21 protein-coding genes are annotated in these 20,793 nt (G+C 63.6%); 5 read left to right on the top strand and 16 right to left on the bottom strand.

Annotated elements, in window-relative coordinates; all coding sequences use genetic code 11:
- Positions 1-3: 3 nt before the first annotated feature.
- Complete coding sequence (locus M5C56_RS11795; RefSeq protein ID WP_103495170.1) at positions 4-1,134, bottom strand: patatin-like phospholipase family protein; 1,131 nt, start codon at positions 1,132-1,134, stop codon at positions 4-6.
- 370 nt (positions 1,135-1,504) lie between these two features.
- Between M5C56_RS11795 and M5C56_RS11800 the strand changes: the two genes are divergently transcribed.
- The 3 genes from M5C56_RS11800 (at position 1,505) to M5C56_RS11810 (ending at position 3,201) form a co-directional block, all read left to right on the top strand.
- Positions 1,505-1,930 (top strand): YciI family protein, encoded by a 426-nt coding sequence (locus M5C56_RS11800; RefSeq protein WP_103495171.1) that lies wholly within the window; start codon positions 1,505-1,507, stop codon positions 1,928-1,930.
- 32 nt (positions 1,931-1,962) lie between these two features.
- Complete coding sequence (locus tag M5C56_RS11805) at positions 1,963-2,379, top strand: VOC family protein (RefSeq protein ID WP_103495177.1); 417 nt, start codon at positions 1,963-1,965, stop codon at positions 2,377-2,379.
- 153 nt (positions 2,380-2,532) lie between these two features.
- A complete protein-coding gene (locus tag M5C56_RS11810) occupies positions 2,533-3,201 on the top strand; it encodes an HAD family hydrolase (RefSeq protein ID WP_103495172.1) in 669 nt (222 codons plus the stop codon).
- Here M5C56_RS11810 and M5C56_RS11815 read toward each other — a convergent pair.
- A complete protein-coding gene (locus M5C56_RS11815; protein WP_103495173.1) occupies positions 3,163-3,357 on the bottom strand; it encodes a hypothetical protein in 195 nt (64 codons plus the stop codon). The genes M5C56_RS11810 and M5C56_RS11815 overlap by 39 nt on opposite strands.
- A gap of 224 nt (positions 3,358-3,581) precedes the next feature.
- On the opposite strand from M5C56_RS11815, the gene M5C56_RS11820 reads away from it, so the two are divergent.
- A complete protein-coding gene (locus M5C56_RS11820; protein WP_103495174.1) occupies positions 3,582-5,297 on the top strand; it encodes a hydrogenase maturation protein in 1,716 nt (571 codons plus the stop codon).
- Here the strand turns inward: M5C56_RS11820 and M5C56_RS11825 are convergent.
- The 4 genes from M5C56_RS11825 to M5C56_RS11840 form a co-directional block, all read right to left on the bottom strand.
- Positions 5,294-6,367: an ABC transporter ATP-binding protein gene (locus M5C56_RS11825; RefSeq protein ID WP_103495175.1), complete on the bottom strand. Its 1,074-nt coding sequence runs from the start codon at positions 6,365-6,367 to the stop codon at positions 5,294-5,296. The two genes, M5C56_RS11820 and M5C56_RS11825, sit on opposite strands and share 4 nt — an antisense overlap.
- Positions 6,364-7,974: an iron ABC transporter permease gene (locus tag M5C56_RS11830; RefSeq protein WP_103495178.1), complete on the bottom strand. Its 1,611-nt coding sequence runs from the start codon at positions 7,972-7,974 to the stop codon at positions 6,364-6,366. The genes M5C56_RS11825 and M5C56_RS11830 overlap by 4 nt, the downstream gene beginning before the upstream one ends.
- 3 nt (positions 7,975-7,977) lie before the next feature.
- Positions 7,978-8,994 carry an iron ABC transporter substrate-binding protein gene (locus tag M5C56_RS11835; RefSeq protein WP_152739743.1) on the bottom strand — a complete coding sequence of 339 codons (1,017 nt, stop codon included), beginning with the start codon at positions 8,992-8,994 and terminating at the stop codon, positions 7,978-7,980.
- Positions 8,995-9,258: 264 nt separating this feature from the next.
- On the bottom strand, positions 9,259-10,353 hold the full coding sequence (locus tag M5C56_RS11840; protein ID WP_248766926.1) for an AbrB family transcriptional regulator: 1,095 nt from the start codon (positions 10,351-10,353) through the stop codon (positions 9,259-9,261).
- A gap of 131 nt (positions 10,354-10,484) precedes the next feature.
- Between M5C56_RS11840 and M5C56_RS11845 the strand changes: the two genes are divergently transcribed.
- A complete protein-coding gene (locus M5C56_RS11845; protein ID WP_103499620.1) occupies positions 10,485-11,414 on the top strand; it encodes a LysR family transcriptional regulator in 930 nt (309 codons plus the stop codon).
- Here the strand turns inward: M5C56_RS11845 and M5C56_RS11850 are convergent.
- From M5C56_RS11850 to M5C56_RS11895, 10 genes are all read right to left on the bottom strand, one after another.
- The gene (locus M5C56_RS11850) at positions 11,392-12,183 is read right to left on the bottom strand and encodes an amino acid ABC transporter ATP-binding protein (RefSeq protein ID WP_103499619.1); all 792 of its coding nucleotides are present in this window, start codon (positions 12,181-12,183) and stop codon (positions 11,392-11,394) included. The genes M5C56_RS11845 and M5C56_RS11850 overlap by 23 nt on opposite strands.
- Positions 12,176-12,826, bottom strand: a complete 651-nt coding sequence (ehuD, locus tag M5C56_RS11855; RefSeq protein WP_103499618.1) for an ectoine/hydroxyectoine ABC transporter permease subunit EhuD — start codon at positions 12,824-12,826, stop codon at positions 12,176-12,178. The genes M5C56_RS11850 and ehuD overlap by 8 nt, the downstream gene beginning before the upstream one ends.
- Positions 12,827-12,828: 2 nt before the next feature.
- Entirely contained in the window at positions 12,829-13,500 is a 672-nt protein-coding gene (ehuC, locus tag M5C56_RS11860; RefSeq protein WP_103499617.1) for an ectoine/hydroxyectoine ABC transporter permease subunit EhuC, read from the bottom strand.
- A 41-nt stretch (positions 13,501-13,541) separates the two neighbouring features.
- The gene (gene ehuB, locus M5C56_RS11865) at positions 13,542-14,417 is read right to left on the bottom strand and encodes an ectoine/hydroxyectoine ABC transporter substrate-binding protein EhuB (protein WP_103499616.1); all 876 of its coding nucleotides are present in this window, start codon (positions 14,415-14,417) and stop codon (positions 13,542-13,544) included.
- A 333-nt stretch (positions 14,418-14,750) separates the two neighbouring features.
- Positions 14,751-15,110, bottom strand: coding sequence for a Na+/H+ antiporter subunit G (locus tag M5C56_RS11870; protein WP_103499615.1), 360 nt, complete (start codon positions 15,108-15,110; stop codon positions 14,751-14,753).
- Positions 15,107-15,385, bottom strand: a complete 279-nt coding sequence (locus M5C56_RS11875) for a K+/H+ antiporter subunit F (RefSeq protein ID WP_100943305.1) — start codon at positions 15,383-15,385, stop codon at positions 15,107-15,109. Before M5C56_RS11875 ends, M5C56_RS11870 begins: the two co-directional genes overlap by 4 nt.
- Entirely contained in the window at positions 15,382-15,870 is a 489-nt protein-coding gene (locus tag M5C56_RS11880) for a Na+/H+ antiporter subunit E (RefSeq protein WP_103499614.1), read from the bottom strand. The genes M5C56_RS11875 and M5C56_RS11880 overlap by 4 nt, the downstream gene beginning before the upstream one ends.
- Positions 15,867-17,534, bottom strand: coding sequence for a monovalent cation/H+ antiporter subunit D (locus M5C56_RS11885; protein ID WP_103499613.1), 1,668 nt, complete (start codon positions 17,532-17,534; stop codon positions 15,867-15,869). Before M5C56_RS11885 ends, M5C56_RS11880 begins: the two co-directional genes overlap by 4 nt.
- A complete protein-coding gene (locus M5C56_RS11890; RefSeq protein ID WP_005789164.1) occupies positions 17,531-17,875 on the bottom strand; it encodes a Na+/H+ antiporter subunit C in 345 nt (114 codons plus the stop codon). Before M5C56_RS11890 ends, M5C56_RS11885 begins: the two co-directional genes overlap by 4 nt.
- Positions 17,875-20,781, bottom strand: a complete 2,907-nt coding sequence (locus tag M5C56_RS11895; protein WP_103499612.1) for a monovalent cation/H+ antiporter subunit A — start codon at positions 20,779-20,781, stop codon at positions 17,875-17,877. The genes M5C56_RS11890 and M5C56_RS11895 overlap by 1 nt, the downstream gene beginning before the upstream one ends.
- Between the last annotated feature and the right edge of the window lie 12 nt (positions 20,782-20,793).

Consider the following 20,793-nt stretch of genomic DNA (forward strand, 5'->3'; position numbering starts at 1 on the left):
GCTTTACGAGAGCACGAGGAGCTCCGCTGTTTTCGAGGCCACGGGCAGTAGCGGGTACTCCCGGTCGGTCGCTTGCGCCACGGCATAGCCATGTCGGGCGATCCGCTCGAACACCTCGGGCTTGAGGCGATTCAGGGTGGTGGGGAAACCCGCGGCAAAGGCCGCATCGCTGCCTTTGAACGAGTCGATCAGGGAGCTGGCGATACTCAGGTAACCGCCGCGTCCCGGGGCTTTCTTCAGGTATTCGACAAAGGTCCGGCTGCGCAACGCCCGGGTCTGGTCGGACATGATGTCGGCCAGGCGCTTGAGTCGCCAGGGGCTCAGCACCCCGGCGTCAAACCCCGGCTTCAGCGGTGCGCCCGCGTCCGAGAGAATGATCGGGTATTCGTAGCGCTTGGTCTGTCCGGTAGCTGCGTCGAAAAAAGGTTCCAGGCCGAGGTTGTCATAGACGCCGCCGTCGTAGAGCCGCAGCTTCTTGAACGGCAAGCGCATCTCGACGGCGCTGTTGAGTGGGGCTTCCCATTCGCGCTGCATCCATTTGAAACCGCGGGTCTTGAGCGACAGCGGGCCGATGCCACCGGGGAACGCCGCCGACACCGCCAGGGCCTGGGCCAGGGGGAAGCCGGCGGTGCTGGCGTAACCGATGGAGTAGTCACCCATATTGCTGCGCTTGAAGCGAAAGCGCTTGCCGTTTTCCGCCGTGGTGCCGTTGATCGACCAGTCGGGTTTGGCGGCGATCTCCGGCAGCAGGGCGGTCACTCCCCATTCCTTTTGCAGGGCCAGGGCCAGCAGGTTGGCCCGGGACAGCAGGAAGCGCCAATTCAGCGGGTTGCACAATTGGCGCAAGGCGCTCCAGAGCAGGCTGCGTGAGCACAGCCTGGCTTGCAGGGCGGGGTAGATATGTTGCAGGAAGGTCGCGGAGTCGGGCCACTGGCCGTGGTTTTCGTGAAGCATCAGGCCCACCAGCAGACTACCGCCGGACACCGTGGAAATCTGCGTGACCTGTTCCAGGGCCTGTTGTTCGGCGAGGTATTTGAGCACGCCAAGGTGAAACGTCATGGCCCGAACGCCGCCGCCGGAGAGCGCAAGGGCAAAATCTGAACGTGGGCCAATCGAGATTGCAGGAGACTCCATGTTTCCTCTCTGGTGGGGGTTGTCGTGGGCAATGGCTTTTCGATGGTAGTGCTTTCTCCAGGTACGGCATAGGGCTGCGCTTCAATGTCTGTTTCGAGGTAGGACTTACGGCAACTGTGTGTAGGCGCTGCCTTGTAATGATCAGGGTTCCAGAGCCAATCCGTGGTTTTGCGTTGTCTATTTCTGTGCTTGGTCGAATGAGCGACGGCGCCATCGATCGCCGATTTCCTCGATCGCTGCAAACGGATCCATGGCGATCAGGAAAAAAATTAACCGTGTGTCGATTCCGTGCTCGCTCATTCGATTAGTCGACGGGGCCACTTATTGGCTTGTCTAAACTTGTCTAGCACTGTCATCAGGAGATACGACCATGCGATTTATGGTGATCGTCAAAGCCAGCCCGGAATCGGAAGCCGGTGAAATGCCCAGTAACGAATTGCTGGCGGCCATGGGCGCCTATAACGAAGAACTGGCCAAGGCCGGTGTAATCCTTGCCGGGGAGGGGCTGCACCCCAGCGCCAAGGGTGTGCGCGTGCAGTTCAGCGGCAAACAGAGGCGTGTGGTCGACGGGCCCTTTATGGAGACCAAGGAACTGATTGCCGGTTTCTGGATCTTCAATGTGCAGTCACTGCAAGAAGCCATCGACTGGGTCAAGCGTTGCCCGAACCCGATGGCCAGCGACTCTGAAATCGAAATCCGCCAGATCTTCGAGGCCGAGGACTTTGGCGAGAGCCTGACCCCCGAGTTGCGCGAACAGGAAGAACACCTGCGCGCGAAGATGTCCGGTCAATCCTGAAAACCTGCCAGAACAGGAGATCCATCATGAGCCTGAAAATCATTCCTTACCTGACCTTCAACGGCAACTGCAAGGAGGCCTTTGCCCTGTACAAAAAGGTGCTCGGTGGCGAGCTGTTTTCCCTGTCGTTCGCCGATGCGCCGGAAGAGGCCTGCATCCCCAAGGATGCACCGAACCAGGACAAGATCCTGCATACCCGCCTGACGGTGGGGGATTTCAGCCTGATGGCCTCCGATTGTCCGCCGCATCAGCCGTACAGCAAAATGCAGGGCATTTCGGTGTCGCTCAATGTCGACAGCGTTGACGAGGCCAAGCGACTGTTCGCTGGCCTGAGCGACGGCGGCAACATCCATATGGCGCCGGCCAAGACCTTCTGGGCCGAGTACTTCGCAATGTTCGAAGACCGTTTTGGCGTGAGCTGGATGATCAATTGCGAGACGGGCCACTAAGCCTCTGAGATAAACCCGCTCCCGCAGCCAGGCGGTCAGTTGCGGGAGCGAGCGGGCTCGTGAGGGAAGGGCATTGGCGACACCTGTCGTTCAGGCAATTGTCGTGCAGGAGTGAGACACTGTGCCCGTTCGGTTCATGAGCGTGAAACAGCAATGACGATTTCAAACAGTGCCGCGCCGCAAGCCGTAACCTGCGTGGCCTTCGATTTTGACGGCACCATTACCACCACCGACAGCCTGCGGGATTTCGTCCGTTACCAGGTGGGTAACCGGCGTTTTCTGATCGCCGGACTGCTGGTCTTGCCCTGGCTGGCGGGTATGTATACGGGGCTGTGCAAGCGGGCCGAGGCCAAGGCCCGGTTTCTGGCGTTCACCCTGCGTGGCAGGAGCCAGGTCGAACTGGAAGAGGCCGCGGCGCGTTATGTCGCCGAGCGCCTGCCGACGCTGATCCGTCCGGAAATGCTCGAACGGATCGAGGCGCACAAGCGCCTGGGGCACCGTCTGGTGCTGGTCAGTGCATCGCCCACGCTCTATCTCGAGCACTGGGCCCCGGCCGCCGGTTTTGATGCGGTACTGGCCACGCAACTGGAGTTTCGCAACGGACGTTTTACCGGACGCCTGGCGTCGCCCAACTGCTGGGGGCCGGAAAAGGTCCGGCAGTTGCAGCACTGGTTGGGCGATGCGCGCGGGCGGGTATTGTTTGCCTATGGCGACAGTCGCGGCGACCAGGAGATGCTGGCGTTTGCCGAACACGGCTGGTTGCGCGGACTGGGCGCCTTGCCTTCACTCGACGCCCGGCCGGATGGGCTGCACCACGGCTGAAGGCCTGTCGCTCTCGATCAGGCGGCGCTCTTGCAATACATTGATCAGGGCAACGCGGGCGGACGGGTCCAACTGATGTTCCCGTTCCTTGAGTTCCAGCAGGATGGGGCTGGACCAACTGCGATAGGCACGTTCTGCAAGACGAACTGCAGTCATTTCTCTCTCCTTGTTCAAAAGCCCGCTGAATAGTCGGGCGACTCCATGAGCAGAAAATCCTAGCCGAGAAATCGATGCTGCGCGAATGCTCCCGCCGTACGGTTGTCTGTTGACCTCGGTCAAGGTGCCGCGGGTGGGGCGCTTTACTGTAGCGGCTCCGGTCGGGCCATGGATTGCTCGTTGCAGCGTGGGGCCCGGCGTATTGCTCAAGGAGGAGTTCCGTTATGCGTTCATTGAAAATCATTCTGCTGGCATCGGCATTCAACGGCTTGACCCAGCGCGCCTGGTTGGAACTGCGCGAAGCGGGGCACGTGCCCAGTGTGGTGCTGTTCAGCGACGAAGATACGGTTTGCCAACAGATCGAAAACACCGATGCGGCCCTGGTGATCTGCCCGTTTCTCAAGGACCGGGTGTCGGCCCGGTTGTGGCAGGACCCGCAGCGCCCGGTGGTGATCATCCACCCCGGGATTGTCGGTGATCGCGGCGCCAGTGCGCTGGATTGGGCGATCACCCGGCAGTTGCCCACCTGGGGCGTGACCGCCTTGCAGGCCGCCGAGGAAATGGACAGCGGGGCGATCTGGGCCACCTGTGAATTCGAGATGCCGGCGGGCGTTCGCAAGTCCGAGCTCTACAACGGCCCGGTGGCCGACGCGGCCATGACCTGCATCCACGACGTGGTGGCCCGGTTCGGCAGAGACTTTGTGCCCCAGCCCCTGGATTACCGTTTGCCGGAGGTTCGCGGGCGTCTGCAAGCGAATATGAAGCAGAGCGACCGCGCCTTCAGTTGGCAGGATGACGCCGAACTGATCCAGCGGCGCATCGACGCCGCCGACGGCCAGCCCGGTGTGCTCACTGAACTGCTGGGCGAATCCTACTACCTCTATGACGCCCATCTCGACAGCCGCTGTGGAACGCCGGGCCAACTGCTGGCGGTGCATGACGATGCGGTGCTGGTGGCGACCGGAGACCGCAGCCTGTGGATCGGCTCATTGCGGCGCAAACCCCGGCCGGGGGAGGAGACGTTCAAACGCCCGGCGCGGCATGTGCTGGCCGGTCGGCTCGACAAGGTGCCGACCTTGAATTGGTCTGTCGCCAGCCACCCGTATTGCAAGGAGGCCTACCAGCCGATCCGGTATCGTGAACTGGACGGTGTGGGCGAGCTGACCTTCGAGTTCTACAACGGCGCCATGAGCACCGAGCAATGTCGACGGTTGGTCAGTGCCCTGCGCTGGGCCAAGGCCCAGGACACCGAGGTGCTGCTGTTCCGTGGCGGGCGCGGCAGTTTTTCCAATGGTGTGCACCTCAACGTGATCCAGGCGGCGGCGGTGCCCGGGCTTGAGGCCTGGGCCAATATCCGCGCGATCAACGATGTCTGCCGTGAGTTGCTGACCGCGCGGCAACTGGTGGTCAGCGGCCTGACCGGTAGCGCCGGCGCCGGTGGGGTGATGCTGGCCCTGGCGGCCGACGGGGTGTTCGCCCGCAGTGGCGTGGTGCTCAACCCTCACTACAAGAGCATGGGCCTCTATGGCTCCGAATACTGGACTTACAGTCTGCCTCGCGCGGTGGGCTATGAGCGTGCGCTGCAGCTCAGCGAAGACTGCTTGCCGATCAGCGTCGCCCAGGCGCTGGAAATCGGCCTGGTCCAGGACATCGGCCCGCGTTGCCCGCAGGCCTTTGGCAACTGGTTGATGGCCCAGGCGCAGCGTGTCGCCCACGACCCTCTTTATAAAGCCGTACGCGAGCGCCGGCGTGCCCGGGATGTCGAAGACATGGAGCGCTGCCGCGACGAAGAGTTGGCGCAGATGCGCCTGGATATGGTCGAGGATCGTAATGGCTTTGCAGAAAAGTGCCGGCACTTCGTGTTCAAGCACCGGACCTGCGGGACACCTCGGCGACTGGTTGCGCCCTGGGCGAACAGCGCCGAGGTGGTGAACGGCTAGCGGACGGCCTGGCGCCCCAGCACATGGGCATGGCCCAGGGCCGAGACCAGCACTTGGCTGCCGACCCGGGGTGCGTGCATGCCGGAGCTACGCACCAGCAATGAACGTTTCTGTCCGTCGGCGGCCGGTGCCTTCAGCTCCACGGTCAAGGTGCAGGTGTTGCCGCCGAAGTCGCATTCGGTGACCACCGCCGGGCTGCCGTTGCCGTCCGCTTGTCCCGGCGCCTGGGCCGCGAGTTGCAACTGCTCGGGGCGCAACATGATCTGCGCCTGGCCGTGGCGGCCTTCATCATTGACCGCCAGCCGGCCCAGGTCGCATTGCGCCCAGCCGTTTTCGATCAGGGCAGGCAGGATCACCGCATCGCCAAGGAACAGCGCGGTGTCCTCATCGTCCGGACGCAGGTACAGGTCCATCGGGTGTCCGGCCTGTACCAGCCGGCCCTTGCGCATTACCGCCAACTGATCGGCAAAGGACAGGGCTTCGGATTGGTCGTGGGTGACCAGGATAGTGGTCACCCCGGCTTCGGACAGCAGCCGCGCGACCATCTTGCGCATGGATGCCCGCAGCCCGGTGTCGAGGGCGGAAAAGGGTTCGTCCAGCAGCATCAACCGAGGGCGTTGCGCCAGGGCGCGGGCCAGTGCCACCCGCTGTTGCTGACCACCGGACAACTCATGGGGCCAGCGTTTGCCCATCTGCGGCTCCAGGGCCACGCTGTCCATCAGCTCGGCCACCCGTTGTTGCCGGGTAGCCTTGTCGACGATACCGAAGGCGATGTTATCGGCCACTGTCATATGGGGAAACAGCGCGCCGTCTTGCGGCACATAACCAATCAGCCGCTGGTGGGCCGGGACCTGGGTCTGGGCATCCACCAGCGGTTGGCCGTCGAGGGTGATACGCCCGGCGTCGGGAAATTCGAAACCGGCGATCATCCGCAGCAGGGTGGTCTTGCCCGAGCCGGATGGGCCGACGATGGCCGTGCGGCTACCGGTGGCAATCGACAGATGGATATCTTCCAGGGCCGCTTGCGAACCGAAGGACTTGTACAGCGCGTTGATTTCAAGAGCGTTCATCGGCCAGCCGTGCGTTTGGATTGATGATAGAGAAGCCCGGTCAGCGGCAGCGACAGCAGGATCATGAGCAGCGCATAGGGCGCGGCGCCGGCATAGTCGATTTCACTGGTCATGGCCCAGAAACCGGTGGCCAGGGTCCGTGTGCCGTTGGGTGCGAGCAGCAGGGTGGCGGTCAGTTCGTTGGTAATGGCCAGGAACACCAGTGCGGCACCGGCGGCGGCCCCCGGCGCGGCGAGACGCAGGGTGATCGACCAGAGCGCGCGGACCGGTGAGCGCCCGAGGCTGCGGGCGATATTTTCCAGTTCCACCGGCGCCTGGGCGATACCGGCGCGCAGGCTGACCAGGGCGCGGGGCATGAACATCAACAGGTAAGCCAGCAGGACGGTGATCGAGGTCTGGTAGATCGGTCGGGCGAAGTTGATGGTGACCGTGACCAGGGCCAGGGCCACGACTATGCCGGGCAGGGAGCTGGTGATGTAGTTGCAGCTTTCCAGCAGGCGATGCAGGCGTCCGGGCGAGCGGATCGACAACCAGGCCACGGGCACTGCCGCGCAGGTGGTCAGCAGGGCGCCAGCGGCACCGAGCAGCAGCGTCTGTTCCAGGGCCGGCAGCAGGTCGCCCATTTGCCAGACCTCGCGGCCACCGGCGATCAGCCAGTTGCCCAGGGTGACCAGCGGCACGCCGAGGGCCAGCAGGCTGCTGACGATCGGGATGCTCAGCGCCAGCAGCTTGGTGCTGCGGCTGAGGCGTACCGTGCGTTGTTGCCGCGCGCTGCCGGAACCGACCCGGGCATAACGGGCCTTGCCCCGGGCGGCCGACTCGACGGTCAACAGGCCCAGGCAGCACAGCGCCAGGATCCCGGCCAGGGTATGGGCCGCCGGTCCGCTGAAGGTCGACTTGAACTGGTCGAAGATCGCCGTGGTGAAGGTGTCGAAGCGGATCATCGCGTAGAGGCCGTATTCGGCCAGCAGGTGCAGGCCGACCAGCAAGGCGCCGCCGCAGATCGCCAGGCGCAGTTGCGGCAGGACAATGCGGAAAAATACCGCCCAGGGTTTGAGCCCCAGGGACTCGCCGACATCCTCGATGGCCGGGTCCAGGCGGCGCAGGGTCGCGGCAATCGGCAGGTAGAGAAACGGGAAATAGGCGATCACCGAGACCAGCACCCCGGCGAACAGCCCGTGGATCGGCGGCACCAGGCTGACCCAGGCGTAGCTGTGGACGAACGCCGGTACGGCCAGGGGCGCGGTGGCCAGCAATGACCAGGCGCGGCGGCCGGGCAGGTCGGTGCGTTCGGTCAGCCAGGCCAGGGCCAGCCCGAGTGCCACGCACAGCGGAATGGTGATGACCATCAGCAACAGGGTGTTGGTCAGCAGCTCGGCCACCCGCGGACGCCAGACCAGCGCTTCAAGGGTGGTCCACCCGGTTTGCCAGGAAGACAGGATCACGAAGGCGATCGGCAACAACGCCAGCAGGGACACCAGCACGGACAGCCCGATGATCCAGGCATTGCCCTGGCGCCCGAAGAAATTTCTGGATCGCTTGCGCGAAAGCGCCGCAGGCGCGTAAGCGACTGCGGCGGGGTCCAGGGGGGAAATGGACTCTGGGATCAATTACAGGATTCCGGCCTGGGTCATCAACTCAACCGCTTTCTTGCTGTCGAGTTTCGAGGCATCGACCTTGGGTGCGTCGAGGTCCTTGAGCGGCACCAGTTTCGCATTGGATTCGGCACCCACGCCCACCGCGTATTCAAACGAGTTGCCGTTCTTGAGAACCGCCTGGCCATCTTTGCCGGTGATCCACTTGAGGAAGGCCTGGGCCTCTTCCGGGTGTTTGCTCGACTTCAACACGCCACCGCCGGAGGTGCTGACAAAAGCGCCCGGATCCTGGTGCTTGAAGTAGTGCAGCGAGGTGTTCTTGCTGTTCTCGCCGGTCTTGGCCTGGTCGCCGAAGCTGTAGTAGTGGTAGATCACACCGCTTTCGACTTGCCCGGCATTGACCGCCTTGAGCACCGCGCTGTTGCCGCGATAGATCGAAGCGTTGGTCTTCATTGCCTTGAGCCAGTCCAGGGTCGCGGCTTCGCCCTTGAGTTCCAGTACGGCGGCGACAATGGCCTGGAAGTCGGCACCGGCCGGCGAGGCGGCCCAACGACCTTTCCACTCAGGCGAGGCGAGGTCGAGCAGGGACTTGGGCAGTTGGGCTTCGGTCAGCTTGCTCTTGTTGTAGACGAACACGGTGGAGCGGGCGGCGATGCCGACCCAGTTGCCGTGGGCCGGACGGTAGGCTGCACCGATCTGTTCCAGAGTGGTCGGGGCCACGGGTGCGAACAGTTTGGCGTTGTCCACCAGGACCATGGCCGGGGAGTTCTCGGTCAGGAACACGTCGGCTGGCGACTTGTCGCCTTCCTGGACGATCTGGTTGCCCATCTCGGTGTCGTCGCCATTACGCAGGGTCACCTTGATCCCGGTTTCCTTGGTGAAACCATCGACCCAGGCCTTGGTCAGGCTTTCGTGCTGGGCGTTGTAGACCACGATGCCGTCGGCGCTTGGGGCCGCATAGGCGTGGCCGGCGCTGAGCATGGCGGTGGTCAGAAAGGCGGTTTTCAGAAACGAAGGCAGACGGGGAATCATTGCGTGGGTAGCTCCTGCAGTCTTTTAGTAGTCGAGGTGGCTGGCGATTTTCGGCGCATCTACACCCGGTTCGCCGGCCCAGTTAAACAATGGGAATCATTCGCATGTTTGTCTGGGGCGGCAATTTAGAGGGTGAAATGAGAAAAAAACGTCAAAACCAGCATGACTCTCAAACAAATCTTAATCAATGTCGTTCGTATTTTGACTAAGGTAACGACGCAGATTGTGCCATGAATGCTTCGTCATCGGTGAGTCTTGTCGTGCCTAAGGCTTGATGGGTAGGGAGAAGCGAATCACCAGCCGGGCAAAGAACGCGCCGGTGAAGATCACCGCCAGCAGGCGCAAGGTCTGCATCGCCAGGACCAGGCCGACATCCGAATGGGTGTCGACTGCGATGATCGCCATGGTGTCGAGCCCGCCGGGGCTGGTGGCCAGGTAGACCGAGAGGAAGTCCAGGCCGAGCCACTTCGCCAGGACCCAGGCCGAGGCGGCGCACAGGGCGATCAGGCTGATGGCGCTGAGGATCATGGCCGGCAGGTGTCTCCAGACATAGAGCACGGTGGGGCGGTCGAAACGCAGGCCGACGTAGCAGCCGATGGCGCCGTAGGCGATTGCCAGCAGCCAGGCGGGCAGGGTGATATGCAGCAGCCCGGACAGTTGCAGGACGGCACCGATCAGCAGCGGTACCAGCAGGGCGCCCGCCGGTACGCGCGCGCCCAGCACCACGCCGAACACCACGGTGATCAGCGTCAGCCCCAGGTTGAGCAGGTTGAAGCCATGCAGCGCGGCATCGGCGGCATGGGATTCGCTGCCGTTGACCGGTGCTTCGAGCATATGGCTGACCAGCGCCCCGATCATGACCACGCAGACCACCCGCACATACTGCATGGTTGCCACGACCCGCCCGTCGGCGCCGAAATCATCGGCCATGGCGACCATGGCCGATGCCGCTCCAGGGGAGGTGCCCCAGGCGGCGGTGCTGGCCTGGATCCCGCCGAAACGCACCATCGCCAGGCCCACCATGGCGCTCAGGCCCACCGTCAGTACCGTGGCGAACAGCATCAGGTGCCAGGAGTCGGCCATTGACGTCAGTACCGCCAGGGTTATGGAGTGGGCGGCGAGCAGGCCGATGCAACCCTGGCCCAGGCGGAACGCCTGGCGGTGAACACGGATGCTGGCGCCACTGACGCCAAAGGCGATTGCCACCAGCATCGGACCGATAAATTGCCCGGCGGGCAACTCGGCGTACTTGAGCAGTTGTCCGCTGCCGCCGGCCAGCAACAGCAGGGCCAGCCATTGCAACGAGCGCGGCCAGGTGGTCAGGGAAAGCCGGGAGGATGAGGATGATAATGTGGTCAAGAGCACTCTCCAAAGCGCTGGACGCTCCTGTTGCAGGGCGTTGAAAGCGGCGCAGTGGGTAAATTATTGATAGCCTGATCGATCAAGTCTAGTTTCTAATTGTGATGAAACGATAACTTTGGTTGATTGATATGGACCTGCGGGATCTCACCTATTTTGAAACCATTGCCGAGCTGGGTCATCTGGGCCGCGCGGCGCAGAAGCTCAATCGCAGCCAGCCGGCGCTGACCAAGAGCATCCAACGGCTGGAGGAATCGTTCGGCACCAAGCTGTTCGAGCGCGAGGGCCGACGGATCAAGCTGACGCCGGTCGGCGAGCTGTTGCAGCAGCGCGGTCGGCAGTTGCAGCAGAGCATTGCCGAGACCCACCGTGAAATACGCGATTTCGCCAGTGGCGTGCTGGGCAATATCCGCCTGGGCTGCGCGTCGAGCATGGCCGAATACCTGCTGCCGCAACTGACTGCGGCCTTGCTGGAGCGGGCGCCGGAGATCACTTTGAGCCTGGCGATCGGCCAGGACGATATGTTGCGCGAATCCCTGCGTTCCGGACGCCTGGACATGGTGATCTGCCCGCTGTTCGACGATGACCCCCAGCTGTTGTCGCATCCGCTGTTCGATGACGAAGCGGTGGTGGTTGCCAGTCGCAATCACCCGATCTTCGACGCGCCGATTCGCCTGAGCGAGCTGGGGCGTTATCGTTGGGTGCTGCCTGCATCGGGTGTTTCATCCCGCCGCTGGATCGACAATGTGTTCCTGGCTCACGATCTGCCGCTGCCCTCGGTGCAGATCGAGACCAACACCATTTCGCTGCTACCGCGGCTTATCGGCCAGACCCGCCTGTTGAGTTTCCTGGCGCGGGAAACCCTGGAGGATGTGAAGGGCGCGACGCACCTGCGCGAAGTGCGGCTCAAGGAAACCACCATGAAGCGTACGCTGGTGGTGTCGGTGCGGGCCGGCGCTTACTTATCGCCAGCCGCGCAGACCATGCTCGACCTGCTCAAGCGCGATGGCCGGGCGTTTTTCAGCGCACGGCGAGCCGTTAACGCTGCTCGACCCGATTGAGAAAGCGCCGGGTGCGTTCGTTGTCCGGCTCCACCAGGATCTGCCGGGGCGTGCCGTCGGCGACAATGCGCCCGGCTTCCATGAACAGCACCCGGTCGGCAATGTCCTGGGCGAACTTCATTTCGTGGGTCACCAGCAGCATGGTCACCTGTTGCTCATGGGCAATCGTGCGAATCACCTCCAGCACTTCGCCCACCAGTTCCGGGTCGAGGGCCGAGGTCACCTCGTCGAACAGCATCACCTTCGGGCGCATCGCCAGGGCCCGGGCGATGGCCACCCGCTGCTGCTGGCCGCCGGACAGCTGGGCGGGATAGGCATCGGCCTTGTGGCTCAGGCCGACCATCGCCAGATAGGCCTGGGCGCGGTCCAGGGCTTCTTCGCGACTGACCTTGAGCACCTGCAACGGCGCCTCGGTGATGTTTTCCCGAACGGTCAGGTGCGGGAACAGGTTGAACTGCTGGAAGACCATGCCGACCCGATGCTCCACCGGGGCTTTTTTCGTGCCGGGCCAGCGCCAGCCGCCGCCCTTGGCGCTGACCGCCACGCCGTCGACCTCGATGTGGCCCTGCTCGTAGCTTTCCAGGCCCTTGATCAAGCGCAATACGGTGGATTTCCCCGAACCGCTGGGGCCGATCAGCGCGACTTTCTGCCCTTGGGGAATGCTCAGGTCGAGGTGGTCGATGACCCGGGTCGCGCCGAAGTGCTTGACCACCTGGGTGAGGCGGATCTGTGCCGGCGCCGTGGCCGCGAGGTGTGCAACGTCAGACATGGCTGCGCCTTTCCAGGTACTTGAAGAGCAGGGAAGTCGGCACGCTGATGATCAGGAACAGCACGGCCATCAGCGTATAGGGTTCGGTGTAGCGATAGCTCATCCCGGCCACCTGCTTGGCGGCCTGGAACAGCTCCGGAATGGTGATCACCGCCAGCAGTGGGGTTTCCTTGAACATGCCGATCAGGTAGTTGCCCAACACCGGCAGCATCGGTTTCAGGGCCTGGGGCAGGATGATCCGGCGCCAGGTGGTGGCGGTGTCGAAGTCCAGCGCCTGGGCGGCTTGCCACTGGCCCGCCGGTACACCGTCGATGGCGCCGCGATAGGCCTCGGCGATATAGGCGCTGTAGTAAAGCCCGAGGCCGATCACCCCTGTGGAGATCGCCGGCAGGGTAATCCCGGCCGAGGGCAGGGCAAAGAACAGCACATAGAGCTGGACCATCAGCGGCGTGTTGCGAAAAAAGCTCAGATAGCCCTGGCAGCCGCGCCGTATTGCGCTGACCGATGAGCGTTGGGCAATCGCCAGGATCAGCCCGAGCAGTACCGCCAGCAGGAAACCGAGCACCACCACCTGCACGGTGACCAGCAGGCCACGCAGCAGGTCGGGCAGGATCGACCAGGCAAACTCGAAGTCGAATTCCATGGTTACTCCCGGCGCCAGGCCGAACTGTGGTGTTCATAACGCCGCACCAGCCAGGTCAATGGCCAGGCCATGACGAAGTAGCAGACCAGCACGATGCTCCAGATCAGCGTCTGTTGCCCCAGCGTGGTCACCAGCTGATTGCCGGAAAAGGTCAGGTCGCTCAAGGTGATCAACGACACCAGCGAAGTGGTTTTCATCAACTCGACCAACTGGTTGCCCAGTGGTGGCAGCATAAAGGGCAGGGCCTGGGGCAGGATGATCCGCCGAAAGGCCGCCAGCGGCCCGAAGTCCAGGGCGCGCAAGGCATCACGTTGCCCGGCGCTGACATTCACCAGCGCCGCGCGGACGATCTCCGAGCCGTAGGCCGAGAAAGTCAGGCCCAGGCCGATCACCCCGGTGGTCATCGGCGACAGGCTGATACCGAACAGCGGCAGGATAAAGAACAGGTAGAACAGCAGCACCAGGGCCGAAATGCCACGCAGCAGCTCGACATAGGCGGTGGCGAACCAGCGTAGCGCGCGCCAGGGCGACAGGCGCATCAGCGCGATCACCAGCGACAGCACCAGTACCAGCAGCTCCGCGAGGAAGGTGATTTGCACGGTCACCCACGCGCCATGGGCCAACTGGCGCGCGATGAACAGGGCCGTTTCCACGGCCGGGGTATCGAGGGACATGGCCTGTACTCGTGTGGGTTTGAGGCCGTTTCAGCGTCTGGTTACTGGCTGCAACGTTGGGCGGCGGTGACGTCCAGGTCGGGCAGCTCGTTTTCGGTGTAGTCGTATTTCTGCAGGATCTTCAGCAACTCACCGGAGGCCCGCAGCTTGGCCAACTGTTCGTTGAAGGCCTGGGTAAAGGCCGGATCGTTTTTCGGCAGGCCATAGGATTGGTAGTTCCAGCTTGGCTTGCCCTGGGCATCGGGGATCTGCGCGAAAGGCAGGGCGCGTTCAATGGCCGGGTTGGCGGCTTTCTTGAGCAGGCCGATGATTTCCGCGTCGGGGAAATACACCACGTCGATACGTCCCGCCTCGAGGGCGGAGAGGGCTTCGGTGTCCTTGTCGAACAGCACCAGATTGGCCGCTGGAACGCCGCTGTCGCGGGCTTCCTGGACCTGGTTGGTCCCGGCCTGGGTGGCCAGGCGTGCCTGGCCGTTGTTGGCGACATCCTTGAGGCTGTGCAGGTTCAGAGGGTTGCCGGCCTTGACGATAAAGGCGCCGCCGGAGCGGGTGATCGGGTTGGAGAAACCGATGACCTTGCAGCGATTGGCGTTGATGAACAGGCCTTCGCCGATCAGGTCGAAACGCTTGGCGGTGACACCGGGGACCAGGGAACCGAAGTCGGTGATCGGGGTTTCCAGCTTGTGGATGCCCAGCGGTTCGAGAATCGCCTTGAGTACATCGACATAGGCGCCGGTGACCTTGCCGTCGGTGCCGATGTAGGCGTATGGCTGTTCATTGGCGATACCGGCGCTGAGGCCTTGGCTACGACCCTTTTCCAGCAGGCCCGCGGCCAGGGCCGAGGAGGACGGGGCTAGGTTCAAGAGCACGCTGGCGCACAGCGCGGCCGGCAACGACAGGGACTTGATAGCGTTCATGGAGGACCTGGAGAGAATGGAAAGGGGTGCCAGACAGTTAAGCCGAATACATGACCCGTAGGAGCCGGCTTGCTGGCGAAGAGGTCCGTGAGGACGCTAAAAGCTTCGCGGGCAAGCCCTGCTCCTACAGGTTAGGTGGCATTTTTGAGATCCCATTTCCTTAACTGACTGGCACCGGCGACAAGTCCACTTGTCGCCAGTCCAGCCTGGCCCGAGGGGGTGTTCAGCCTCGACTGATAGAATCTGAAAATGATTTTATCGATATAAGCGAAAAGTTTTAAATATCGTTAAGTGATAAGCATATGTTGTTTGCCGAGGGTAAAGCGGGTGCCCTCAGCTCCCGCCTTCGGTACGCCCGCTGCTGACTTCCGCCGGCACATCATCCCCAGCCATGCGCTTGCGGAACAGCCCGGTCCGGGCCAGCAGCAGGGTGGTCACCGGCACAGTGATCGACAACAGGATCGGAATCAGCCAGGCGTGGATCACCGGCTCCGACTTGAGTGCCGAAAAGTACAGGATCGAGGCCAGCGCCACGCACCAGGCGCCAAGGGTCGAGGCCAGTGCCGGCGGGTGCATGCGCTGGAAGAAGTCCTTCATGCGCAACAGGCCGATGGCGCCACACAGGGCGAGCAGGCTGGCGGCCACCAGCAGAAAGGCCACCGGAATTTCGATCCAGAGGGATAACGGGTTCATTCGATCACCTCGCCACGCAGAAGGAATTTGGCCAGGGCAAACGAGCCGACAAAGCCGAACAGGGCAATCAGCAGCGCCGCTTCGAAGTAGGTATCACTGGCGTAGCGGATGCCCAGTACCAGCATCATCAGCATGGCAATCAGGTACAGGTAGTCCAGGGCCAGGACCCGGTCTTGCGCCGACGGGCCCTTGAACAGCCGGACCACGGTCAGCACCAGCGCCACGCTGAAGATGAACAGGCTCAGCAGGATCGCATTGGCGAGCAGTGCGCTCATTCGAAGATCTCCATCAGAGGACGTTCGTAAGTCGTCTTGAAGTGCTGGATAAAACCGTTTTCGTCGTCCAGGTCGAAAACGTGCAGTAGCAGGACGCTGCGGTCCAGGGCCAGTTCCGACCAGACGGTGCCGGGAACCACCGTGCAGATCATCGACAGCACGGCCAGGCCGTTGGCATCGCGCAGGTCCAGGGGCACCTTGACGAAGGCCGAACGCGGCGCGCGGCGTCCGGCGTTGAGCACGCCCCAGGCAACGGCGAGGTTGGACAGCACCACGTCGGCACCGACCCGAAAAAACAGGCGTAGCATCACCCCGGGGCGACGGATACGGATCGGCCGCGGGCGCAAGGGCGCCATCATCACCGGAGCGAAGACGCCGAGGGCCGCACCCAGCAGCAGGTTACCCGGACTGACCGACAGGTTCAGCACCAGCCACAACAGCCACAGCGCCAGGGACAGCCACGGCGCGGGGAACAGGCGTTTCATGGCTGTACCTCCACGGCGGTGGTCGGGTTAGGCACCGGGTGAGCGGCCTGCACGGCGCTGATGTACTGTCCGGGGTTGTCGAGGGAGTCAGCCGCCGCCTGGGTGTAGCGCAACAGCGGCTCGGCGTTGACGGTCAGCAGGATGCACAGGCCCAGCAGGGCAAAGATGGGCAGGCATTCGAAACGCCGTAGCGCTGGCGACGGCCGCTCCTGGGGTGTCCAGAAACGCGAGATGCCCATGCGCGAGAAAGCCAGCAGCGAAGCGAGCCCGGACAGCACCAGCAAGGCCAGCAGGCCCCAGGCCGCCGGGGAGGTCGGCGCATCGATGCCCAACCCTTTCGGATTGAGCAAGGCGCTGAGCAAGGCCAGCTTGCCGATAAAGCCGGACAGCGGTGGCATGCCGATGATCAGCAGGGCGCAGGCGATAAAGCTCAAGCCGAGGAAGGCCATGGTCCAGGGAATGACCTGGCCGACCACGGCTTTCTGTTCATCGTCCAGGTTGGTGCCGGGCCTTGGGTGCAAGGACTCCAGCCGCCGGGGCAGCGGGTCGATGTCCTCTTCCAGCGGTAGTTCGTTGGCCGAACGTGAGCGTTCGATCAGTTCGGCCAGCAGGAACAGCGCACTCAGGGCCAGGGTCGAGCTGACCAGGTAGAACAGCGCGCCGGCCGTGAGGTTCGGTTGGGCGAAACCGATGGCCGAGAGCAGGATCCCCGCCGAAACCAGGATACTCAGGCTGGCCATGCGTTCCAGGCGCTGGGCGGCGAGGATTGCCACGGCGGCGCAGGCGATGGTCGCCATGCCGCCGTAGATCAGCCAGTCACCGCCGAAATGCGCCGAGGCACCGGCCTCGCCGGAAAACAGCAAGGTCCACAGCCGCAGCAGCGTGTAGATCCCGACCTTGGTCATGATCGCGAACATCGCCGCCACCGGGGCGCTGGCGGCGGAGTAGGCGGGCACCAGCCAGAAGTTCAGCGGCCACATCCCGGCCTTGGCCAGGAAGGCCACGGCGAGAATCGCCGCGCCCGCATGCAGCAGCCCGCGATCGGCTTCCGGCACCAGCGGGATCTTCAGCGCCAGGTCGGCGAAGTTCAGGGTGCCGGTAACGCCATAGATCAGCGCCGCGCCGATCAGGAACAACGACGAGGCCAGCAGGTTGATCGCGATGTAGTGCAAGCCCGCCGACACCCGCGAGCGCCCCGAACCGTGCAGGACCAGGCCATAGGAAGCGGCCAGCAGGACTTCGAAGAACACGAACAGGTTGAACAGGTCGGCGGTCAGGAAAGCGCCGTAAAGGCCCATCAACTGGATCTGGAACAGCGCGTGGAAGCTGGCGCCGGCACGGTCCCAACGGGCCATGGCGAACAGCAGCGCGCTGACGCCGATGATCCCGGTCAGCACCAGCATCAACGCAGAGAGACGGTCGACCACCAGCACGATGCCAAATGGCACCTGCCAATTGCTCGGCAGGTAGACGCCGATGGAGCCGGTTTCGCCGGCCTGGGTGCCGATCAGCAAGAGTACCGAGATGCCCAGGCCGATCAGGCTCGAGCCCAGGTTGAGGCGGGCCTTGAGTGGCCGGTGCTTCTCGCCGAGCATCAGCATCAGCGCCGCCGTAAGCAGCGGCAGCAGGATCGGGGCGATGATCAGGTGCGACATCGGGTTCATTCCTTGGGCTCCCGGCCATCGACATGGTCGGTACCGGTCAGGCCGCGCGAGGCCAGCAGCACCACCAGGAACAGCGCGGTCATGGCGAAGCTGATCACAATGGCGGTGAGCACCAGGGCCTGGGGCAGCGGGTCGGTGTAGTTGAGCAGGTCCTGGGGCACGCCGTCCTTGATGATCGGCTCCTTGCCGATAAACAGGCTGCCCATGCTGAAGATAAACAGGTTGACCCCATAGGACAGCAGGCACAGGCCCATCACCACCTGGAAGGTCCGCGGGCGCAGCACCAGCCAGACCCCGGAGGCCGCGAGCACGCCAATGGCAATTGCAATGACTTCTTCCATCAGGCGGCTCCTGGCTTGGATTGGGCGCTCGGTCGATGGGCGCGGACCGACTGGTGCGCCAGGGCGGTGAGGATCAGCAGGGTCGAACCGACCACCACCGCGTACACGCCGATATCGAAGAACAACGCGCTGGCGACATGGATATCCCCCAGCAACGGCAGATGCAGGTGGGCGGTGTGGGTGGTCAGGAACGGATAACCGAAAGCCATCGCCCCCAGGCCCGTGACCGTGGCGAACAGCAGGCCGGTGCCCATCCAGCGCAACGGCCGCAGGCTCATCTGTGCTTCAACCCACTGGGTGCCGGCGACCATGTATTGCAGGATAAACGCCACCGACATCACCAGCCCGGCGACAAAACCGCCACCCGGCTGGTTATGCCCGCGCATAAACAGGTACATCGAGACCACGAAGGCGATCGGCAGCAGCAAGCGCACCAGCACCGCCGGCACCATCATGAAGCCCAGGGCGGTGTCGCTGGCGCTGCGCGGGTTGACCAGGTCGGTGGCCACGTCCGGGGCCAGTTGGCGCTGCTGGTTGGGTAGTTCGAGGCTTTCCTTCGGCGGACGGAAGCGGCGCAGCAGGGCGAACACGGTCAGGGCGGTGGCCATCAGCACGGTGATTTCACCGAGGGTGTCGAAGCCACGGAAGTCCACCAGCATCACGTTCACCACGTTACTGCCGCCCCCTTCGGGCAGGGCGCGACTGAGGTAGAACGAGGAAATGTCATTGGGCGTCTGGCGGGTCAGCATGGCGTAGGACAGCAGGGCCATGCCACCACCGACCCCGACCGACAGCAGCAGGTCGCGCAGGCGGCGAATCCGCGCCTTGCGCAGGCTGCTCGGCAGCGGCGAGACCTCTTCGATACGCCGTGGCAGCCAGCGCAGGCCCAGCAGGATCAGCACCGTGGTCACCACTTCCACCACCAGTTGGGTCAGGGCCAGGTCCGGCGCGGAGAACCAGACAAAGGTGATGCAGGTCATCAGGCCGCAGACGCTGACCATGATCATGGCCGCCAGCCGGTGGTACTTGGCTTGCCAGGCGGCGCCCAGGGCGCAGGCGATGGCCAGCAGCCAGAGGGTGACGAAGACGATGGAACCGGGGATCTTCGGCCTGTCGCCCCAGGACAGGCTGCTGTGCAGCATCGGGATCAGGCCGGCGACCACCGCCGCCAGCACCAGCAGGAACAACTGGGTTTGCAGGCGCTGGGTGCTGACCCGGTGCTCGATGCGCCGGGCGTAGCGCATGATGATCACCAGGCAGCGCTCGAACAGGCGCTTGCCATTGAGGCGGCCGATCAGCGGTGGACGGCTGAAGCGGCCGCGCTTGAGTTGCTTGCGTAGCAGCAGATAGAGCAGCACGCCGCCGGACATGGCGATCAGGCTCATGATCATCGGCGCATTCAGGCCGTGCCAGATCGCCAGGCTGTACTCGGGCAAGACCCCGCCGACCACCGGCAGGGCCGCGGTGGCGAGTATTGAGCCGACCACCTGGGCCGGGAAAATCCCCACCAGCAGGCAGGTGAACACCAGCAGCTCCACCGGCGCGCGCATCCAGCGCGGCGGCTCGTGAGGCGTGTGGGGCAGGTCGCTGGCCTTGGGACCGAAGAACACATCGACGGTAAAACGCAGCGAGTAGGCGACGCTGAAGGTACCGGCGAGGGTGGCAATCACCGGCAGGGCCGTTTCGACCCAGGCCGTGGAATTGATGAACACCGTTTCGGCGAAGAACATTTCCTTGGAGAGGAAGCCGTTGAGCAGCGGCACCCCGGCCATGGAGGCACTGGCGACCATCGCCAGGGTCGCGGTGAACGGGATCAGCTTGATCAGGCCGCTGAGCTTGCGGATATCGCGGGTGCCGCTTTCATGGTCGATGATGCCGGCGGCCATGAACAGCGAGGCCTTGAAGGTCGCATGGTTGAGAATGTGGAACACCGCGGCCACGGCGGCCAGTGGGCTGTTCAGGCCCAGCAGCAGGGTGATCAGGCCCAGGTGGCTGATGGTGGAGTAGGCCAGCAGGCCCTTGAGGTCGTTCTGGAACATGGCGCAGTAGGCGCCGAGCATCAGGGTTGCGGCGCCTGCGCCACCGACAATCCAGAACCACTCGTCGCTGCCGGAGAGCGACGGCCACAAACGCGCCAGGAGAAACACCCCGGCCTTGACCATGGTCGCCGAGTGCAGATAGGCCGAAACCGGAGTCGGTGCGGCCATGGCGTGGGGCAGCCAGAAGTGGAAGGGGAACTGTGCGCTCTTGCTCAGGGCGCCGATCAGGATCAGCGGCAGCAGGACCGGGTACAGGACGTGGGCGCGGATTTTATCGCCGGCCGCCAGCACAGTGTCCAGGTCATAGCTGCCGACCACATGGCCGAGAATCAATACCCCCGCCAACAGGCACAGACCGCCGGCGCCGGTAACCGTCAGCGCCATATAGGCACCGCGACGGGCATCACTGCGGTGGTGCCAATAACCGATCAGCAGGAAGGAGAACAGGCTGGTCAGTTCCCAGAAGAACACGATCTGGATCAGGTTGCCGGACAGCACCAGGCCGAGCATGGCGCCCATAAAGGCCAGGAAAAAGGCGAAAAAGCGCGGCACCGGGTCTTCCGGCGACATGTAGTAGCGAGCGTACAGCGACACCAGGGTACCGATGCCCAGTACCAGCATGGAGAACAGCCAGGCGAAGCCATCCAGGCGCAGGACGAAGTTCAGCCCCAGGCTGGGCAGCCAATTGATGGTTTCGTGAATCACGCCGCCGTGGGCGATCTGCGGGTAGAGCAGCGCCATCTGCAGGGTGCCGACCAGGGCGATTACACCGGCCAGGATGGATTCGCTGTTGCGGGCGTTATGCGGCAGCACGGCCGCCAAGCAGCTGCCGATAAAAGGCAAAAGCAGTAGAACTATCAGGGACATAGGCTTCTAATC

Origin of the sequence: Pseudomonas sp. MWU13-2862 (assembly GCF_023242495.1) — a bacterium.
GTDB lineage: Bacteria > Pseudomonadota > Gammaproteobacteria > Pseudomonadales > Pseudomonadaceae > Aquipseudomonas > Aquipseudomonas gingeri_D.

Coding starts and splice junctions, on each gene's coding strand:
- M5C56_RS11795 (WP_103495170.1), bottom strand. CDS start 1,134: ATGGAGTCTCCTGCAATCTCGATTGGCCCACGTTCAGATTTTGCCCTT.
- M5C56_RS11800 (WP_103495171.1), top strand. CDS start 1,505: ATGCGATTTATGGTGATCGTCAAAGCCAGCCCGGAATCGGAAGCCGGT.
- M5C56_RS11810 (WP_103495172.1), top strand. CDS start 2,533: ATGACGATTTCAAACAGTGCCGCGCCGCAAGCCGTAACCTGCGTGGCC.
- M5C56_RS11815 (WP_103495173.1), bottom strand. CDS start 3,357: ATGACTGCAGTTCGTCTTGCAGAACGTGCCTATCGCAGTTGGTCCAGC.
- M5C56_RS11820 (WP_103495174.1), top strand. CDS start 3,582: ATGCGTTCATTGAAAATCATTCTGCTGGCATCGGCATTCAACGGCTTG.
- M5C56_RS11825 (WP_103495175.1), bottom strand. CDS start 6,367: ATGAACGCTCTTGAAATCAACGCGCTGTACAAGTCCTTCGGTTCGCAA.
- M5C56_RS11835 (WP_152739743.1), bottom strand. CDS start 8,994: ATGATTCCCCGTCTGCCTTCGTTTCTGAAAACCGCCTTTCTGACCACC.
- M5C56_RS11845 (WP_103499620.1), top strand. CDS start 10,485: ATGGACCTGCGGGATCTCACCTATTTTGAAACCATTGCCGAGCTGGGT.
- M5C56_RS11850 (WP_103499619.1), bottom strand. CDS start 12,183: ATGTCTGACGTTGCACACCTCGCGGCCACGGCGCCGGCACAGATCCGC.
- ehuD (WP_103499618.1), bottom strand. CDS start 12,826: ATGGAATTCGACTTCGAGTTTGCCTGGTCGATCCTGCCCGACCTGCTG.
- ehuC (WP_103499617.1), bottom strand. CDS start 13,500: ATGTCCCTCGATACCCCGGCCGTGGAAACGGCCCTGTTCATCGCGCGC.
- ehuB (WP_103499616.1), bottom strand. CDS start 14,417: ATGAACGCTATCAAGTCCCTGTCGTTGCCGGCCGCGCTGTGCGCCAGC.
- M5C56_RS11870 (WP_103499615.1), bottom strand. CDS start 15,110: ATGAACCCGTTATCCCTCTGGATCGAAATTCCGGTGGCCTTTCTGCTG.
- M5C56_RS11875 (WP_100943305.1), bottom strand. CDS start 15,385: ATGAGCGCACTGCTCGCCAATGCGATCCTGCTGAGCCTGTTCATCTTC.
- M5C56_RS11880 (WP_103499614.1), bottom strand. CDS start 15,870: ATGAAACGCCTGTTCCCCGCGCCGTGGCTGTCCCTGGCGCTGTGGCTG.
- M5C56_RS11885 (WP_103499613.1), bottom strand. CDS start 17,534: ATGAACCCGATGTCGCACCTGATCATCGCCCCGATCCTGCTGCCGCTG.
- M5C56_RS11890 (WP_005789164.1), bottom strand. CDS start 17,875: ATGGAAGAAGTCATTGCAATTGCCATTGGCGTGCTCGCGGCCTCCGGG.
- M5C56_RS11895 (WP_103499612.1), bottom strand. CDS start 20,781: ATGTCCCTGATAGTTCTACTGCTTTTGCCTTTTATCGGCAGCTGCTTG.